Consider the following 17,415-nt stretch of genomic DNA (forward strand, 5'->3'; position numbering starts at 1 on the left):
CAGTGGCAGAAGTTCTAAAGGGACGCTGGATGAGCCTTGTCCAGGAACAGACCTCCACAAGAGCAATCAAGCTGGATGGGACTGTTAGCTCCACGAACTTCGATTCAGTGATCGAGTTGGCCGCTCGTCCGATGTTTTGGCTTGAGCGACAGCTTTTTCCTGTCGAGCACCAAGCTTTGAATCATGTCGCACTCTCCGAACAGGGAATGGCAAAATGAGCGGCGAATTTTCGACCTGTCCGATCGTCGCGGCGGCAACAATGGCCGAAGAGCCAATCCGCAGCAGAATGACCCAACGCCGTTGAAAGGGGAGACTGTTCAAATGGCCTCTGCCTCTCAGGCTGTAGCTTCGGAAGATGTGGCACTCTCGGTGCGCGACCTGACCGTGAGCCTGCCGGCCGGGATGGAGCGGGCTCACGCCGTCGAGAACGTCTCCTTTGATCTGAAGCGGGGTCAGATACTGTGCATCATTGGAGAGTCCGGATCGGGCAAGTCGGTCACAGCCAATGCGATCATGGGGCTTCTGCCCAAGGCGATACGTGTTGCCTCGGGTTCGATCGACCTGAATGGGACCGACATCGTAGCCATCTCGCCCGATAAGCTCCGCAACCTTCGCGGCCGCGTCGTCTCGATGATCTTTCAAGATCCGCTCTCAGCGCTCAATCCGCTGATGACCGTGGGCGCGCAGATCGAGGAAGTGATGGCAGCGCACGACGTTGGGACCGCGAAATCCCGTCGCAGCCGCGCCATAGACTTGTTGGTTGAGGTCGGCCTTCCCGATCCGCAACTCATGTATCACCAGTATCCATTCCGGCTTTCGGGCGGGCAACGGCAGCGGGTGATGATCGCCATGGCTCTGGCTCTTGAGCCCGCGATCCTGATTGCCGACGAGCCGACGACCGCCCTCGACGTGACGACGCAGGCGCAGATCCTCAAACTGATCCGCGACATTCAGCGCCGCAAGGGAATGAGCGTGATGTTTATCACCCATGACTTTGGAGTCGTGGCGGAGATTGCCGATTCCGTTGTGGTGATGGAGAAGGGTCATTGCGTGGAGCAAGGCAGTGCCGAGCAGGTGCTCAAGTCGCCCAGTCACCTCTATACGCGCCGCCTGATCGCGGCCGTGCCGCACCTGACCGGCAAGGACCGCAATCCCTTGGAAGCCGCCGGCAGGGCGTCAATCCTGAAGGTCGAGTGTCTGGTCAAGACCTATCGTAGCGGCAGTGCGCTTTTCCGTACGCAGCGCATCGTGCCTGCGGTCAATGGTGTCTCGTTCGATCTCACGCAGGGCCGCACGCTAGGCGTTGTCGGAGAAAGCGGTTCGGGCAAATCGTCGCTCGGGCGGCTGCTGATCAAGCTCATGGAGAGCGACGGTGGCTCGATTTTCTTCGAAGGCCGCGACGTCGCCCGGCTTACCGAGGCCGAGTTTAGGCCGCTAAGGCCAAAAATCCAGATGATCTTCCAGGATCCTTTTGCGTCGCTCAACCCGCGCTCGACGGTCGGGCAAATTCTCACAGTCGGGCCGGTCGCGCATGGCGTGCCGCACAGAGAGGCTGGTGAGCGGGCGCGGGAGCTTCTGTCCCATGTCGGCCTGGATTCAGGCGCCTTCGACCGCTATCCGCACGAATTTTCCGGCGGTCAGCGCCAGCGCGTCGGCATCGCCCGTGCGCTGATGTTCAAACCACAACTGCTGATCGCCGACGAAGCCGTCTCCGCGCTTGATGTCTCGATCCAGGCCCAAATCCTGAAGCTGCTGGATCAGATTCAGCGGGAGACCGGCGTCTCGATGATCTTCATCACGCATGATTTGCGCGTTGCCAGCCAGATTTGCGATGAGATCGCCGTCATGCATCGAGGACAGATCATCGAACGCGGACCGCCGTCGCAGATCTTCCTGGACCCGAAATCCGCCTACACGCGCGAGCTCGTCGCTGCCATCCCCGGCGAGCAGCCAAGGGGCGCTCGCGCGCTCGCGGGAGTCAATGAATACCGGCGGGACACAGCCAAGAACGAGGAGAGGTCATGACGGAAGCCTATTTTGACTCGAGCTATTCACGGCGCAATGCACTTCGATTGATGGTGGCCGGGGCTGCCGGCCTCGCTGCACCAGGCCTGTTGGGTACGCCCGCCTTCGCTCAGAAGGCCCCCGCCAAACCGAGCGGTCGCATCGTCGTCGGACTTGGACAAGAGCCGACCGTCTTCAATCCGCTGATGGCGCACATTGAAGTCGATGATGGTGTGCATTTCTCGGTTTTCGACGCGCTCTTCCGGATCGACCCAAAGGGTGAGATTGAGCCCAACCTTGCCGTCGAAGTACCGAACCAGAAGAACGGCGGCATTTCGGAGGACGGCCTCAAATGGCGCATCCGTCTGCGTGACGGTGTGCGCTGGCACGACGGCAAACCCTTCACGGCCGAGGATGTGAAATTCACCCTCGAACTGATCACCAATCCCGCCTTCCGGAGTTGGCGCACAGCTGGCCATGCCCTCGTGCGCGACATCACGGTGATCTCGCCCACGGAGATCTCGTGGCGAATGGAACAGGTTTTTGCGCCTTATCTTTCGTTCCTGACCGAAACCTTCATCGTGCCCAAGCACATCCTCGAGAAGGAGGCCAATCCAAACAACGCCGCCTTCAACCAGGCGCCGGTCGGCACCGGCGCATTCAAATGGGGTAAGCGGGTTGCAGGCGATCATCTCGAACTCGTGGCTAACCCCGAATATTTCGGAGAAGGCCCACACATCGAGAAGCTGATCTTCAAATACATTCCCGATCTCACCGTCCTCTACACTCAGTTCAAGAGCGGTGATGTGGACCTGATGGGGCAGCCGTACATCACAGCTGATCATTACGAGGAAGCCAAGGCGCTGGCGAACCGAGTGGTGACACTGGTCCCAAAGGCTTCATTCGAGTCCTTTTACCTGAATTTGGAGCGTCCACAGTTCAAGGAACTTGCAGTCCGTGAGGCGCTCTACGCAGCCATCGACAAGGAATCGATCATCCAGGGGCTCTATTACGGCGTGCCGACTCCGACGGAGACCTTCATGCCGAGGCAGTCCACCTACTATAACTCCAATCTTCCGGCACACGCATACAATCTGGACCGCGCGCGCCAGATCCTCGACCAAGCCGGCTGGGCGCCCGGGCGGGATGGCGTTCGTGCCAAAAGCGGCGTCCGTCTGTCCTTTGCCAGCTCGACCACGTCAGGCGATCCGCTTCGCGAGCAGGTGCAGCAGTTCTTGCAGCAGACATTTGCTCAGTTGGGCGTCGAGATGAAGATATCGAACTTGCCCGCCGCGGTGATGTGGGGCGAGTTCTGGCAGCAATCGCAATTCGATTCCGTGATCGTCGGCAGCACGTATCTGATCGGCGCCGACCCGGACGTGACCAATCGCTTGCACTCGCGTGCGATTGCAGCGAAGGGCGGGCGTGGTTCGAATAATGCGCAGTATTCAAATCCAGAGGTCGATGCCTTGCTCGACCAAGGCGCTCGCAGCTTCGATCCGGACGCGCGGCGCTCGATCTACCGTCGCGTACAAGAGCTCGTTCGCCGCGACCTGCCCTTCTTGCCGCTGTACCAGACCAATTCGGTCCAGGGTAACAAGAAGGGCATTTCCGGCGTCGTGCCGAACGTCAACACGCGCACCGAATCCTGGAACGCGCTGGCTTGGTCTTGGGCGAGTTGACGTATCGCCGCCCGAGGCCCGTATAGGCGCAGGGCGGCGCCTAGGCGCTGTCAAGCTAACATGGAGACTCGAATGCCCGGGTTCCTGCTTAATCGCTTTTCGCAGAGCATCGTGCTGTTGGTGATCGTCTCGATCATTGGCTTCACGGTGCTCAACTTCATGCCGGGCGGTCCTCTCGCGCAGTTCGGGCTGGATCCCGGCATGACCCAGAAGGACATTGAGCGACTGGCAGAGCAGCTCGGGCTGAACCGGCCGTTGTGGATTCAGTATTTTGATTGGGCCTGGCGGTTGGTTCAGGGCGACTGGGGTCACTCTTTCCGCGACGGAACGCCGGTGCTGGCGGTGATTGGGCGTCACCTCTTCGCTACGCTGCTGCTGATGGGGACGTCCACGGCACTGGCCATCGCCCTTGGTTCCTGGATCGGGATCCGCGGTGCCACCCACCGCTATTCCCTGTTCGATTATTGCGCGACGATTGGCGCCATGGTCGCGCTGTCGGTCCCGACCTTCTGGTTCGGCCTCGTCGGCATCTATATCTTCACGTTGAAGCTCGGTTGGGTGCCTGCAGGGAACATGTACACGATCGGCGACGGATCGGTGCTGGACTACTTGCATCACCTGATCTTGCCAAGCTTGGTGCTGTCGCTGGTCCATGTCGCGGTCTGGAGCCGCTACATGCGCACCGCGACCCTTGATGCGCTGAGCCAGGATTTCGTCAAGACGGCTCGTGCCAAGGGCCTAAGTGAGCGCCGCATCCTGCTGAAGCATGTCGTCGGCAATGCGCTGTTGCCGATGATCACCCTGGCTGGGGTGCAGTTGCCGAGCATTCTGACCGGCGCGTTGGTCACTGAGACCATCTTTACCTGGCCGGGAATGGGGCGGCTGTTTCTCGACAGCCTCGGCTACAGTGACTATCCGATGGTCATGGGGCTGTTGATATTCTCAGCCATCCTTGTCGTGCTGGGCAATCTCGTCGCAGACATCCTTGTCGCACTCGTCGATCCGCGCATTCGTCTCAGCTGAAGACGCAGGTTCGTGCCGTCAACAGGAGTCCCCCGTTATGACTGATATCTCCGCCCACCTCCCTCCAATTCGCTGGTGGCACAGCCGCGGGGTGCGCCGGTTCATGCGACACCATCTGGCGCTGCTCGGGTTCGCGATGATCGCCCTGCTCGTGTTGGCGTGCGTCGTGGGCCCCTACGCCTTGCCTTACGATTCGCTCTATATAGATCTGCGCGCCCGCTTTGCTCCTCCCTTGAGCGGTCATCATTATTTCGGCACCGACCCGTTGGGGCGAGACTTGGCCGTGCGACTCTTGATGGCCGGGCGTGTCTCGCTACTGGTGGGATTCTCCGCGATGTTGTTGTCAACGCTGATCGGAACGCTCGTCGGCGTGACCGCAGGCTATCGCGGGGGCTGGATCGGAGCCGCGCTGATGCGCACGGTGGATGGCTTTCTTTCCTTCCCCTCGATTTTCCTCGTGCTGGCGTTGGCCGCGACGCTCCGGCCCAGCCCGATGATGATCACTGTCATCATTGCTGTCACGAGCTGGATGGAGGTTGCCAGGATCGTCGAAGCCGAGGTCCGTTCGCTGCGCGAGCGCGAGTTTGTCCAGGCCGCGCGCATGGTCGGTCTGAGCGGCAGGCACATCATGCTTCGCGAAATTCTGCCCAATGCCACGGGTCCGATCATCGTGGCCGCAAGCCTCACCGTCGCCCGTGCGATTCTTCTGGAGGCCTATATCAGTTTCCTTGGTTACGGCATCCAACCACCGCTGCCCAGCTGGGGCAATCTGCTGAACGGCGCCCAGCAATATCTGGCCAGCGCTCCCTGGCTTGCCATCATTCCAGGCGCTGCGATTACGATCGCAGTGACCAGCTTCAACTTCATCGGCGACGGGCTGCGCGATGCGCTTGACGTTAGAGATGACCACATTTGACGGCTTGAGCCCAGGTGGCAGGCAGCGGACAGCGTTGAAGGCTATCCAGCAGAACCTCTTGATAGCGTAGACGTCGCAAGCATCGCGTTGGCTGATCAGAATCCGTCTTGTCAGTAATCCAAGGCCACTTTTAACACACGAGAAGTCAGCGACATGCATGAGCCCAGAGCCGCAGAGAAGGACACGCCCTATTGGTGGGAAGCCGCACCACTTAGGTCGCTGCCTCAACAGACTCTTCCCAAGAAACTTGACGTGCTGATCGTGGGCGCTGGCTATGCCTCTCTTTCGGCCGGGCTGGTGCTGGCGCGCGAGGGACGCTCGGTTGCGGCCTTTGACGCGATGAGTCCGGGCGAGGGAGCCTCGACGCGCAACGGTGGAATAACCAGCGCGAGCATACGGCCGGATTACGCCGCGATCTCCCGACGCTTCGGCGCAGACAAGGCGCTGGCAATCGAGGCGGAAGGCAAGATCGCCCGCGAGTTCCTTTACGATTTCATCAAGACCGAGGGGCTTGCCTGCGATTTCCAGCTGGTCGGGCAGTTCAAGGGCGCGTTTGGATATGAGCAGTACGACACGATGGCGCGTAGCGCGGAAGTATTAGCGAAGAGGCTGCGGATCGAGTCTCACGCCGTACCTTATGCCGAGCAGCACAGCTACATCGGCACCGATGTCTACCGGGGTGGAACAGTCCGGATGGATATCGGAGGGCTACAACCGGCGAAGTTTCACGCTGAACTGCTTCGCGTGGCGCTCGCTTCGGGCGTCGCGGTTCATGCGGATACGCCCGTCATCTCCATCGAGAGAGATGGTTCCGGATTCCGTATCGTGACCTCGGCCGGTTCGGTGCAGGCGCGTCAGGTGCTGGTTTGCACGAATGGCTATACCGATAGCGCCGTTCCCTTCCTGCGCCGCAGGCTGGTCCCGGTTCGCAGCCGGATCATTGCAACCGAGGAGCTCGCACCTGACGTCATGGCGCGGCTGATGCCCAAACGCATGATGATGACCGAGAACCGCCAGGTCGGGTTCTATTACCGCCCATCGCCCGACGGCAAACGTATCCTGTTAGGGGGGCGCGACAGCTCTCGTGTCGGTAACCCGGTGGCTCCAAAGCTCCTGCTGCGCAAGGGGTTGGTGAACCTTTTCCCCGAACTCGAGAATGTTCACCTTTCGCACAGCTGGTTCGGCAATGTGGCGATGAATCGCGACATGCTCCCGCGCATCTTCGAAGAGGACGGTGTGGTTTATGCCACTGGCTTCTGCGGTTCAGGCGTCGTCTGGGCGCCTTGGATCGGGATGCACGCGGCCCACAAGCTGATCGGAAACCACGAACGGGCGCGCACCGCCTTTGACTTCCGTCCGCCGGACTCCATCCCGCTCTATCGTGGCGATCCCTGGTTCATGCCCGCCATGATCTGGGGATATCGGATGCAGGATCGTTTTGCGCTGTGGCGCGACCGCCGCTGACGGCTGGAAACTCCATCGGGCATTCCCAAAGGTACAACTCAGGTCATGGAGCTGGCGGCACTGCCGCCTCTCGAAAGAAGAGCATCGATGCACTACGTATCCACGCGCGGACATTCAGGTCGCAGACAGTTCTGCGAAACATTGCTTGAAGGCCTCGCCGAGGATGGCGGGCTGTACGTACCTGAGACCTACCCGCGTGTGGACGCCGCTACATTGGATGCGTGGCGTGCCTTGTCCTATCCCAGCCTGGCCTTCGAGGTCCTGTCGCTCTACGTCAGCGATATTCCGCCCGCTGACCTGAAGGCAATCTGCGAAAAGACCTACACGCCCGAGATCTTTGGAACCTCGAGCATCGTTCCGCTTCGAAAGCTGGAGACGCGGCTTTACCTCCAGGAATTGTCGAACGGTCCTACGCTGGCGTTCAAGGACGTGGCCATGCAGTTGCTCGGCAATCTGCTCGAGTACGAACTGGCACGCCGGCACGACGAATTGAACATTCTTGGGGCGACCAGTGGCGACACCGGGAGCGCTGCGGAATACGCAATGCGCGGCAAGAAAGGGGTGCGGGTCTTCATGATGTCGCCCCTCGGACGGATGAGCTCCTTTCAGCAAGCTCAGATGTTCAGCCTGCAGGACGACAACATCCACAACATCGCCATAGATGGCGTGTTCGACGACTGCCAAGACATCGTCAAATGTGTGTCCAGCGATCTGGAATTCAAACGACGATATAAGATAGGTGCAGTGAATTCGATCAACTGGGCCCGACTGGTCGCGCAGGTCGTCTATTACTTCTCCGGCTATTTTCAAGTCTCCGAAGGGAGGTCAGCAGGCGTTGACTTTTCCGTGCCTTCAGGAAACTTCGGAAACATCTGCGCTGGTCATGTTGCGCGCATGATGGGACTTCCAATATCCCGTCTCGTCCTTGCGACCAACGAAAACGACGTGCTCGACGAGTTTTTCCGCAGCGGCATTTATCGCGTCAGAAGCCGAGCTGACACGCTTGAAACATCGAGTCCTTCCATGGACATCTCCAAGGCGTCAAATCTCGAGCGTTTCGTGTTCGACTTGCTCGGTCGCGACGCCCGTCGGACGAAATCGCTGTTTGAGAACCAACTTCGGGAATGCGGTTCGTTTGACCTCAGCGGTGATCCCAGCTTCGTAACGGCGGCGGCGCGTTTCGGATTCCGCAGCGGCAGGAGCACCCATGCCGATCGACTGGCGACGATCCGTGACACGTGGGATCGCTACCACACAATGATCGATCCTCACACTGCGGATGGTGTGACGGTCGGGCGCATGCATGCGAGCCCCGAGGCGCCGATGCTTGTGCTCGAAACTGCACAGCCAATCAAATTCGCTACGACGATCAAGGAAGCGTTAGGCCGGCAGCCAGATCGTCCGCTACGGTTCGATGGACTAGAAGGGTTGCCGAGGCGAGTCAAAGTCCTTCCCCCGGATACACAAGCTGTAAAGAACTACATTGCGGACATCATGCAGGGTGCAACCTGCTGAAGGGCCGATTCCGGATCGAGGAGTGTTTCAGCCGTGGCTGTATTTACGGTGCTGTCACCCGACGAGGTCGCAGCGTTCGTTCAAGCGCGCTATCGGAGCGATCCGCGGTTGATGCCCGGTATCGTTCCGGGCCATCGGATGCCGGAACGGGATCGCGCTGCGGCGTGGCGAGACGCTGACAGCACATCGTCCCTTCTATCGGATCATCAATGCAATTCCCTGCCGAACTCTGCGTCAGTCTGATCGCGTAATGCTGTCGCAGCCAAGATACGCTGCAATTCGCGGGAACATCGTCAGATGGACCTGTGTCAGGCACTGACGATTAGTCCGCTAACCCAAGCATGAGACGTCGACGCATCATGGCAACCGAAGCTACCCAAGCCGGAGAACGCGAGATTGAAGACGTGGCCCTAGTCCCTTTCGCGAGAGCGCATCTGAAAGGTGCCTTGAAGCTCTCGCAGGAGATGTCTTGGCCGTATCTGCTCAAGGATTGGGAATTTGCGCTGCAGCTTGGCCGCGGTTTCGTGGTGACGAGTGCGGGTGCTGTGGTGGGGACCGCGCTGTGGTGGCCTTACGGCGACACCCATGCTTCCGCCGGAATGGTCATCGTCTCGAAAGCCGTTCAGGGACGGGGGTACGGGGCCCGGCTGATGGACGCGCTGCTCGCGGCGGCACGACCACGAATCGTCACGCTGAATTCGACCGCCGAAGGCCTTGCGCTTTACGCACGCCGCGGCTTCGCCAGCATCGGCATGCTGCACCAGCATCATGGCGTTCCTGGCCAGGGCCGCGACATGCCGCCGGTCGGAAACGTCAGAGCGATGGTTCCGTCGGACTTCGAGGCCATAGTCGGTCTCGATCACGAGGCCACCGGCTGGATGAGGCGCGAGATGCTGAACCGGCTGATCGAGGTCGGTTGCGGCTATGTCCTGCTGCGTGACGGCATACCCCGCGGCTACGCCATTTCCCGTCTCTTCGGCCGCGGGCATGTCATCGGCCCTGTGATCGCCGAAAGCCCGACCGATGCGCGCGCATTGATCGAGGCCGCGCTCGCGCCCCTCGGGAGTGTTTTCGTCCGGATCGACACCTCGGCCTCCTCGCAACTCGGTGACTGGCTTGGAAACATCGGCCTGCAGAAGGTCAGCGACGCCACCACCATGGTCTTGGGGACGCAGATGCCATGGACCGGGCCGGCGCGCACGTTCGCGGTCGCCAACCAGTCGTTCGGCTAGGAGACCTTGAGATGCAACGCCCCGATATGCGCCGGACGGATAGCCAGAACGCCGCGCCACGCGAGATAACCGCGACGGTCGGCGCACTGGCGACGCCGGCCCTCCTGCTCGACAAAGACCGGCTGGATCGCAATCTCGCCCGTCTGTCCTCTCGTATGGCCGCGGCTGGCGTCGTGCTGCGCCCCCATATGAAAACCGCGAAATCCATCGAGGTTGCCCAGCGCGCCTATCCCTCCGGGCCGGGGCCGATCACGGTCTCCACCTTGGCGGAGGCTGAGTACTTCGCGCAGTACGGTTTCCGTGACGTGACATATGCCGTCGGCGTGGCACCGCACACCGCCGAAAGGGCGATGCGTCTCCGCAAAGCCGGCGTTGACCTTAAGGTGCTGCTCGATTCGCCTGAACAGGCGGCGATGTTGGGCACGGCAGCGCGTGCCGCCGGCGTGACGCCCTCCGCCTTCATCGAGATCGACTGCGACGGCCATCGCGGCGGGCTGACCGCCACCGATCCCAAGCTCATCGCCGTCGCGGCGGCCCTGGCCGAGGCCGGCGTCACGCTCGCCGGCATTCTCACCCATGCCGGCGAATCCTACAGCCTTTGCTCGTCCGATGCCCTCGTCGCGGCCGCAGAGAACGAAAGGGCCGTGGCCGTGGCGGCCGCGGAGACATTGCGGGCGGCGGGGCATGAATGCCCGGTCGTAAGTGTCGGTTCGACGCCGACCGCCCATTTCGCCGAAGGCCTGACCGGCGTCACGGAGATGCGGGCCGGCGTCTACATGTTCTTCGATCTGGTAATGCACGGCGTCGGTGTCTGCACGACCGACGACATCGCGATCTCGGTTCTCGCCACCGTCATCGGCACGAAGCCGGAGAAGGGATGGATTTTGGTCGATGCGGGCTGGATGGCACTGTCACGTGATCGCGGCACCGCGGCGCAGCGGGTCGACCAAGGTTACGGTCTCGTCTGCGATCTGTCCGGCCAACTCTATCCGAATCTGATCGTCGCGCAGGCGAGCCAGGAGCACGGCATCCTCGCCATAAGGTCCAGATCGGCTGCAGCCCTCCCGCATATCCCGATCGGCGCGAAGGTCAGGATTCTGCCCAATCATGCCTGCGCGACGGCGTCACAGCACGAACTTTACAATGTCATCTCGGCGGGAAGTGACGCAATCGAAGCTCAGTGGCCGCGGATGCGCGGCTGGTAGATCTGAAACAGAATCGGGCGGCGATTTGCGCATGCCCAGCTTCCGCTGGTCGGCGTCTATTACCGGATCAAGGATCGCTTCCAATGACCTCGGCCGTTCGACACCTGACGGAAGCCGGCTTCCTCGGCAAATTTTACATCGACGGAGAATGGCGGAAGCCGACAGGGTTGGCGACGGCGATCGTCGTCAATCCGGCGATCGAGCAGCCGGTCGCAGAAATCGCGCTCGGCGATGACGAGGATGTAGACTGCGCGGTCGTAGCCGCGAGAAAAGCCTTTACCGGCTGGTCCCGTAAGCCGGCTGCGGAGCGGGCGGCGCTGCTCGACCGGGTTCACGGTTTGCTTCTCGATAGGCTGGAGCTGTTTGCGCAGGCCATCACGTGCGAGATGGGGGCCGCCATCACTTACGCGCGCCGCGCCCAGGTGCCGCTCGCTGCCGAACATATCCGCGTCGCGCGTGACAATCTCGCGACCTATCCGTTCATCGCCACGCGCGGCAGCACCGCGATTATGCGCGAGGCAATCGGCGTCTGTGGTCTTATCACCCCCTGGAATTGGCCCCTCTACCAGATTACGGCCAAGGTCGCTCCGGCGCTGGCAGCTGGCTGCACGGTGGTGTTGAAGCCGAGCGAACTTTCGCCGCTGAGTGCCCTGTTGTTCGCCAAGGTGATGGACGATGCCGGCTGTCCGCCCGGCGTCTTCAACCTCGTCAACGGGACAGGTCCAGTCGTGGGGACCGGTCTGGCGTCGCATCCGCAAGTCGACATGATCTCGATCACCGGCTCGACGCGGGCAGGCGTTCTCGTCGCGCAAGCAGCGGCGCCCACCGTCAAGCGCGTCGCACAGGAGCTCGGCGGCAAGTCACCGAACATCATCTTGCCGGATGCGGATTTGAGCCGGGCTGTTCCGCTCGGTGTCGCCGCCGCCTTCCGCAATCTCGGCCAATCCTGCAGCGCACCGACGCGTATGCTTGTGTCCCGCTCACAGATGGCAAAGGTCGAGATCCTGGCGGCGGCGGCCGCTTCTGAATTGGTGGTCGGCGATCCGCTTGCGGAAAGCACGACCCATGGTCCGATCGCCAACCCGCCGCAGTTCGAGCGTATCCAGGCCATGATCGGCATCGGCCTGGAGGAAGGCGCCAAGCTTGTCATTGGCGGGCCGGGGCGGCCCAACGACCTTCAGGTCGGCCTCTATGCGCGGCCGACCATCTTCTCGAACGTCAATCGCGACATGAGAATTGCGCAGGAGGAGATATTCGGCCCGGTGCTGTCGATCATTCCCTACGATAAGGTCGACGGGGCGGTCGAGATCGCCAACGATACCGTCTACGGCCTCGGCGCGCATGTGCAGGGCACGGATATTGAAACGATGCAGGCGGTCGCCGGGCAGATCCGGTCTGGTCAAGTTCATCTCAACTATCCCGACTGGGACCCGAACGCACCTTTTGGCGGATACAAGCGTTCCGGAAACGGCAGGGAATACGGCCGCGAGGGCATGGAAGAATATCTCGAGACCAAGGCCGTTCTCGGATTCTATCGATGAAATTCATCTCGGAAAGCGAATCGGCTTCCGCTGACGCGAAAGTGTTTCCGGCGGTGATCGCACACGCGTCGAATCGCAGAACACCTTCTCAAGTCGGGTTCAACGCCTGATAGCGCCGAGCCCTTGAGGAGCGCGAAGTTGAATCATTAGATCAGATTGCACTGTTCCTGCAGCCATGAAGCAAGATAGTTCGCTTTCCCAGACAGTTCAGTTTCTCCCGCCCAGATGAGGCCATAGTGGCTTTCGTCCGGATCGAAACCGGCAGGTGCGATGAGCCGCCCTCTATCTACGTCGTCCGTTGCAAGGACCCGCGGGCTGAGGGCAACGCCCAATCCCGCCAATGCTGCTTCGACGATGAGGAAGTGGTGATCGTAGAAGCGTATCTCCGCGGGGCGCCGCACCGACGGGTGGGTGGAAAGCCATCGCGACCAAGCGTCCGCCCGAGTCTTCGAACCTAGGGCGATGTAGTTTCCTGAGGCAAACACCGCTGCGAGCTGAGGGCTCATGACCGGTCCTACCCTTTCAGGAAAAAGGCGCCGGACGTGCCACGCCTCTGGGAGCGCAAAGTCGAGCCGACGTATAGCCAGATCGATCCGATCGCGGCGAAACTCGACGGGGCCGCCGGCGACTGACAGATGTAGAGCGATGTCGGGATGGACGGCCTGAAAGCTTGCAAGCCGTGGAATAAGCCAGCGCATAGCGACTGAAGGCTCGCATGAGAGAACGAGGGAGTTCTGCTGTGCGTTGGCAGCACGCAAGCTCTCAACGGTTGTCGCCAGCTCGGTGAAGAAACGGCCGAGTGTGAGGTTGAGCACTTCTCCAGAGGCAGTGAGACTCAAGCCACGTCCGCTTTTTTCGAAGAGTTTGAAGCCAAGGTCTTCCGACAGTTTGGTGATACGGCGACTCACAGCCCCATGGGTCAAGGCAAGGCTGTTCGCGGCAAGCCGAACCGACCCCAGCCGCGCAGCGGTCTCGAACGCACGCAAGTCGTCCAATGAAGGTATTTCTGATCGCCTCATTGGTGATTTCATATCACCAATGAGGCGCAAAAAATATCGCTTTTTAAGTTGAATTTGCTTGGCATAATTGATCCATGCGAACCAATGGCGAATACACAATCGGTATTCTAGCAGACGACCTGACCAGCGCCGCCGATGGGGCCGGTCCGTTTGTCGAGCGCGGTTTGCGAGCCGTTGTCGGCCGGTGCCGGCTGCCGCACCAGGAGGCCACGATTGTCGCCGTTGATAGCGGATCTAGACCAGTGCCGGTTTCGCAAGCGGCGCGGCGGCAGTCAGAACTTGCCGAGCAGCTCGCTTCGCGGGTTGTCCTCTACAAGACCGTCGACTCGACTCTTCGCGGGCACGTGACGGCCGAGATGGAAGCGGCCTTCACTGTAAGCGGCCGCAAGATGCTGGTCTTTGCACCTGCGTTCCCTGGCGCTGGGCGTACAACCGTCGACGGCGTTCAGCTTGTGGACGGCATTCCTGTAACGGAGACCGAATACGGTCGCGACCCCGTCCATCCGGCGCGACATTCTCGGCTGGCTGAGGTCGTTCCGGCCTCCATCGGAAGGGTCGTCATCCTTGATGCTGCGACACAGGCCGATCTCGACAAACAAGTTGCGGCCCTGCCGGATGGGTGGGCTCTCCGGGCATGGCCCTTGCCCTGGCGAAGCGTCTTGCGCCGCTTGCGGTTGCGTCGGACGTGACCGCCGCGGTTAGTGGCGACATTCTTGTTGCGATCGGCAGCGCCAATCCGCGCAGCCATCGTCAGGCCGGCTGCATCGCAATGGAGCCTGGAATCGCTCTGCTGCAGGCTCCGATCGAACGGATGAATGATCCCGGATCCGTCCTGCGCGACATTGCTCAAAATGCGGCTCGACGGCTGGCCGACGAGCGTTTCGATATGGTGATCGCCACAGGCGGGGACACCATGGAGGCGATTCTGGACGGCCTGGACATTTATGAGTTCGAGATCCTGCAAGAGCTCGAGCCAGGCTTTCCGCTTGGCCGCACGTCCCTCGGAGATGGACGAGAGCTGCTGATCGCCATGAAGGCAGGCGGCTTTGGCGACGACGATACGCTGCGTCGTGCGATCACGCGGCTCCGCCTTGGCACCTCGGTATCAGAACTGGTTGTATCATGACCCAATCCGCTCCCCTCGCCGTCACAATGGGCGATGCCTCCGGCATCGGCCCGGAGATCGTGGCGAAGACATTGGCCAAAGCCGACGAAGGCACGATCGTATTCGGCAGCTACGTCGTGATGGAGAATATCGTCCATCGTCTGGGTCTCGAGCTGACGGTCAGGCGTATCGCCGGACCTGAAGAGGCGCGCTCTGAGCCGCGGTCCATCGAAGTTGTCGAGGCGACGCAAATCATCGCGCCGCCTCCGCTCGGGAGCGTCAGCGCCATGTCCGGCCAAGCTTCCTTCGATGCCATCGTCGCCGCCGTCGCGGCAGCCAAGGCCGGCCAGGTCAGCGGCATCGTCACCGCACCGATCAACAAGGAAGCGATGGCAAGCGCGGGCATTCGCTATCCCGGGCACACCGAAATCCTCGCCGACTATGGTGGTGCGGAGCGCGTTGCGATGATGCTGGCCAACGATGATATCCGCACGGTTCTCGTCACCATCCACATGTCGCTGCGCAAAGCCATCGACCAAGCGGATTTCGATGCCCAGATGTCGGCGATCCGGCTCGCAAATGAGGGCGGCAAGGCCCTCGGGATCGCGGCGCCGCGCATTGCAGTGGCAGGGCTCAACCCCCATGCCGGCGAAGGTGGTCTCTTCGGCGACGAAGAAATCCAGATCATCCGGCCTGCGATCGAAGCGGCCCGCGCCGAGGGCATCGACGCCAGTGGCCCCTGGCCCGGGGACACTGTCTACATGCAGGCCCGCAAGGGCCGCTTCGATGTGGTCGTGGCCCAATATCACGATCAGGGCCTGATTCCGGTGAAATATCTCGGCCTCGAAAAGGGTGTGAACATCACGCTCGGCCTGCCGTTCGTCCGTACAAGCCCTGATCACGGCACGGCATTCGACATTGCGGGCCGAGGCATCGCCGACACCGGCAGTCTCGAGACCGCGCTGGCTTACGCGCGAAGGCTCGTCGCCGCGCAAATTAAGACCAAAGAAGGGGTAGTCTAATGGGCCTTCGCTTTATCTTCATGCTCACGCGCAACGATCGCACCGTCGGGGACGCCTCTGAACAACTCAAGACCGCCCTGAGGCTTGGCGTTCGCCACATCGGTTTCAAGGACATCGGCCTGCCGATTGATCGACTCAAAGTTCTCAACCGGGTCATCAAGGCAGACGGCGCCACCTCCTATCTCGAAGTCGTCTCACTCGACCGGCAAAGTGAGATCGTTTCGGCGAAAGCGGCGGTTGAAATCGGCGTCGACGTCTTGCTCGGCGGCACACATGTTGACGACGTGTTGCCGATCCTTGCTGGCACCGGCATTCAATACTGCCCCTTCCCGGGTCGCATCACCGGTCATCCGAGCGTGCTCGAAGGGAGCATCGAGGAGATCGTTGAGAGCGCCCAGGCGCTCGCCGTGCGGGAGGGCGTGTATGGCCTCGACCTGCTCGCCTATCGCTCCAAGGAAGACGTCCCGGCCCTCATCAAGGCGGTGTGCGCGGCGGTGCCCAAGCCCGTCTACGTGGCCGGCTCGATTGATACGCCTGAGCGGATCGCCATCCTGAAGGACGCAGGAGCCGCCGGCTTCACTATCGGCACGGCCGCGTTGGACGGCAAGTATCCGGCCGACGACAAGGACGTCGCTCGCCAGCTTGGGGCCATCATCCGTGACGTGGCCGCTCTGAACCGGCATCTCTCGCCGCTCCACAAGAAGAACCTGGCCAGCTCGTTCGGGCAGCTCAAGGAGACTTGGTCTCCGAAGATCGCGGGTCAGATTAACGACATGCAGATCAAGCTCGCCAAGTTCGCGGGCGAGTTCGCCTGGCGCTTTCACAGGAGCGGTGACGAACTCTTCCTGGTGCACAAAGGCCGCCTGCTGATGAAGTTTCGTGATCGGGACGAGATCATCGAGCAAGGCGAGTTCATCGTGGTCCCGCATGGGGTAGAGCATTGCCCTGTCGCGCTGGACGACGTCTGCGAGGTCGTGCTGCTCGAACCCGGCACATCCATGGATGCCGGCACCGCTCACGACCTCGAAGGCTAGACCGTCTGCCTGCGATCGGAGCAAACGCTTGACTCCGTCGACCGGCCTTCGCCGGTCCGGCCTCGATGACCTCAGGACCTGGGAGCAGGACTCCTCCCGCGCCGACTCGGTGAAGACCGGAGTCTGGGAAGCCACGCCTGGCGAGAACCGCTCGATCAAGGGCGAGACCTTTGAGTACTGCCACATCCTTTCCGGCGTGGTGGAGCTGACCGAGGAAGGCAAGGAGCCTCGCATTTTCCGCGCCGGCGACAGCTTTGTGATGAAACCCGGCTATGTCGGCGTCTGGAAGACGATCGAGACAGTGCGGAAGATGACTTCGGGCGCCGAAATGGGCTTTGCCGCCGCGCTGGTGCCTTCTCGGCGCTCGTGGTTCAGGACATCACTCGTCCCGGTGTCGCCGAGCCAATCGCGACGGTCTGGGTCCATTTTTCTGGGGCATCGAAAAGCGGTCCAGTCTCCGTGGACAAGCAGGTCGCGCCGCGCGTTGCGCCGAACTGGGACGATCGCGCTTGAGCAGCTCGTATCGCTCAAGCGCTCAAAAACCCGAACATCTTGCGAAGTCCTAGATGATTTCAGCACATTCTATCGGGCGCCTGATGCGATGAAGGGTTGATCGGAATTTTGCTTCCGCGTTCTTGGCAGCCGAGGTTCGT

Annotated in this window: 15 protein-coding genes and 1 pseudogene; 15 read left to right on the forward strand and 1 reads right to left on the reverse strand. The window is 61.3% G+C overall.

Annotation, left to right across the window (positions count from 1 at the left end):
- Window positions 1–29 precede the first annotated feature (29 nt).
- The 10 genes from ACFQX9_RS09405 (at window position 30) to ACFQX9_RS09450 (ending at window position 12,582) form a co-directional block, all read left to right on the forward strand.
- Window positions 30–218: a hypothetical protein gene (locus tag ACFQX9_RS09405; protein WP_018453189.1), complete on the forward strand. Its 189-nt coding sequence runs from the start codon at window positions 30–32 to the stop codon at window positions 216–218.
- A 103-nt stretch (window positions 219–321) separates the two neighbouring features.
- Window positions 322–2,025 (forward strand): ABC transporter ATP-binding protein, encoded by a 1,704-nt coding sequence (locus ACFQX9_RS09410; protein ID WP_204512491.1) that lies wholly within the window; start codon window positions 322–324, stop codon window positions 2,023–2,025.
- Entirely contained in the window at window positions 2,022–3,686 is a 1,665-nt protein-coding gene (locus tag ACFQX9_RS09415; RefSeq protein ID WP_085350774.1) for a peptide ABC transporter substrate-binding protein, read from the forward strand. The genes ACFQX9_RS09410 and ACFQX9_RS09415 overlap by 4 nt, the downstream gene beginning before the upstream one ends.
- A 72-nt stretch (window positions 3,687–3,758) precedes the next feature.
- Window positions 3,759–4,709: an ABC transporter permease gene (locus tag ACFQX9_RS09420; protein WP_018453192.1), complete on the forward strand. Its 951-nt coding sequence runs from the start codon at window positions 3,759–3,761 to the stop codon at window positions 4,707–4,709.
- A 37-nt stretch (window positions 4,710–4,746) separates the two neighbouring features.
- Window positions 4,747–5,625, forward strand: a complete 879-nt coding sequence (locus ACFQX9_RS09425; RefSeq protein WP_026232479.1) for an ABC transporter permease — start codon at window positions 4,747–4,749, stop codon at window positions 5,623–5,625.
- A 153-nt stretch (window positions 5,626–5,778) separates the two neighbouring features.
- Window positions 5,779–7,089 (forward strand): FAD-binding oxidoreductase, encoded by a 1,311-nt coding sequence (locus ACFQX9_RS09430; protein WP_026232480.1) that lies wholly within the window; start codon window positions 5,779–5,781, stop codon window positions 7,087–7,089.
- An 87-nt stretch (window positions 7,090–7,176) separates the two neighbouring features.
- A complete protein-coding gene (gene thrC, locus ACFQX9_RS09435) occupies window positions 7,177–8,604 on the forward strand; it encodes a threonine synthase (protein ID WP_377787982.1) in 1,428 nt (475 codons plus the stop codon).
- 359 nt (window positions 8,605–8,963) lie between these two features.
- The gene (locus ACFQX9_RS09440) at window positions 8,964–9,836 is read left to right on the forward strand and encodes a GNAT family N-acetyltransferase (protein ID WP_026232481.1); all 873 of its coding nucleotides are present in this window, start codon (window positions 8,964–8,966) and stop codon (window positions 9,834–9,836) included.
- 11 nt (window positions 9,837–9,847) lie between these two features.
- On the forward strand, window positions 9,848–11,041 hold the full coding sequence (locus ACFQX9_RS09445; RefSeq protein ID WP_198293338.1) for an alanine racemase: 1,194 nt from the start codon (window positions 9,848–9,850) through the stop codon (window positions 11,039–11,041).
- Window positions 11,042–11,124: 83 nt separating this feature from the next.
- Window positions 11,125–12,582, forward strand: coding sequence for an aldehyde dehydrogenase family protein (locus ACFQX9_RS09450; protein WP_377787986.1), 1,458 nt, complete (start codon window positions 11,125–11,127; stop codon window positions 12,580–12,582).
- A gap of 146 nt (window positions 12,583–12,728) precedes the next feature.
- Here the strand turns inward: ACFQX9_RS09450 and ACFQX9_RS09455 are convergent, their stop codons facing one another.
- Window positions 12,729–13,700 (reverse strand): LysR family transcriptional regulator, encoded by a 972-nt coding sequence (locus ACFQX9_RS09455; protein ID WP_377787989.1) that lies wholly within the window; start codon window positions 13,698–13,700, stop codon window positions 12,729–12,731.
- On the opposite strand from ACFQX9_RS09455, the gene ACFQX9_RS09460 reads away from it, so the two are divergent.
- The 5 genes and pseudogenes from ACFQX9_RS09460 to ACFQX9_RS09480 form a co-directional block, all read left to right on the forward strand.
- Window positions 13,676–14,290, forward strand: coding sequence for a four-carbon acid sugar kinase family protein (locus tag ACFQX9_RS09460; protein ID WP_377787992.1), 615 nt, complete (start codon window positions 13,676–13,678; stop codon window positions 14,288–14,290). The two genes, ACFQX9_RS09455 and ACFQX9_RS09460, sit on opposite strands and share 25 nt — an antisense overlap.
- The gene (locus ACFQX9_RS09465; RefSeq protein WP_377787995.1) at window positions 14,236–14,727 is read left to right on the forward strand and encodes a nucleotide-binding domain containing protein; all 492 of its coding nucleotides are present in this window, start codon (window positions 14,236–14,238) and stop codon (window positions 14,725–14,727) included. The genes ACFQX9_RS09460 and ACFQX9_RS09465 overlap by 55 nt, the downstream gene beginning before the upstream one ends.
- Window positions 14,724–15,728, forward strand: coding sequence for a 4-hydroxythreonine-4-phosphate dehydrogenase PdxA (gene pdxA / locus ACFQX9_RS09470; RefSeq protein ID WP_377787997.1), 1,005 nt, complete (start codon window positions 14,724–14,726; stop codon window positions 15,726–15,728). Before ACFQX9_RS09465 ends, pdxA begins: the two co-directional genes overlap by 4 nt.
- Window positions 15,728–16,762 (forward strand): cupin domain-containing protein, encoded by a 1,035-nt coding sequence (locus tag ACFQX9_RS09475; RefSeq protein ID WP_085350769.1) that lies wholly within the window; start codon window positions 15,728–15,730, stop codon window positions 16,760–16,762. Before pdxA ends, ACFQX9_RS09475 begins: the two co-directional genes overlap by 1 nt.
- Window positions 16,731–17,075: pseudogene (locus ACFQX9_RS09480) on the forward strand (cupin domain-containing protein); the annotation flags it as partial. The gene ACFQX9_RS09475 and the pseudogene ACFQX9_RS09480, both read left to right, overlap by 32 nt.
- Window positions 17,076–17,415 lie beyond the last annotated feature (340 nt).

It is taken from the genome of Bradyrhizobium sp. GCM10028915, assembly GCF_042666195.1.
Lineage (GTDB): Bacteria > Pseudomonadota > Alphaproteobacteria > Rhizobiales > Xanthobacteraceae > Bradyrhizobium > Bradyrhizobium canariense_D.

Bases quoted from the DNA above. Each gene is read 5' to 3' on its own strand.
- ACFQX9_RS09465 (WP_377787995.1), top strand. From the start codon at position 14,236: ATGGCCCTTGCCCTGGCGAAGCGTCTTGCGCCGCTTGCGGTTGCGTCG.
- ACFQX9_RS09445 (WP_198293338.1), top strand. From the start codon at position 9,848: ATGCAACGCCCCGATATGCGCCGGACGGATAGCCAGAACGCCGCGCCA.
- ACFQX9_RS09430 (WP_026232480.1), top strand. From the start codon at position 5,779: ATGCATGAGCCCAGAGCCGCAGAGAAGGACACGCCCTATTGGTGGGAA.
- pdxA (WP_377787997.1), top strand. From the start codon at position 14,724: ATGACCCAATCCGCTCCCCTCGCCGTCACAATGGGCGATGCCTCCGGC.
- ACFQX9_RS09410 (WP_204512491.1), top strand. From the start codon at position 322: ATGGCCTCTGCCTCTCAGGCTGTAGCTTCGGAAGATGTGGCACTCTCG.
- ACFQX9_RS09460 (WP_377787992.1), top strand. From the start codon at position 13,676: ATGCGAACCAATGGCGAATACACAATCGGTATTCTAGCAGACGACCTG.
- ACFQX9_RS09440 (WP_026232481.1), top strand. From the start codon at position 8,964: ATGGCAACCGAAGCTACCCAAGCCGGAGAACGCGAGATTGAAGACGTG.
- thrC (WP_377787982.1), top strand. From the start codon at position 7,177: ATGCACTACGTATCCACGCGCGGACATTCAGGTCGCAGACAGTTCTGC.
- ACFQX9_RS09475 (WP_085350769.1), top strand. From the start codon at position 15,728: ATGGGCCTTCGCTTTATCTTCATGCTCACGCGCAACGATCGCACCGTC.
- ACFQX9_RS09405 (WP_018453189.1), top strand. From the start codon at position 30: ATGAGCCTTGTCCAGGAACAGACCTCCACAAGAGCAATCAAGCTGGAT.
- ACFQX9_RS09415 (WP_085350774.1), top strand. From the start codon at position 2,022: ATGACGGAAGCCTATTTTGACTCGAGCTATTCACGGCGCAATGCACTT.
- ACFQX9_RS09450 (WP_377787986.1), top strand. From the start codon at position 11,125: ATGACCTCGGCCGTTCGACACCTGACGGAAGCCGGCTTCCTCGGCAAA.
- ACFQX9_RS09420 (WP_018453192.1), top strand. From the start codon at position 3,759: ATGCCCGGGTTCCTGCTTAATCGCTTTTCGCAGAGCATCGTGCTGTTG.
- ACFQX9_RS09425 (WP_026232479.1), top strand. From the start codon at position 4,747: ATGACTGATATCTCCGCCCACCTCCCTCCAATTCGCTGGTGGCACAGC.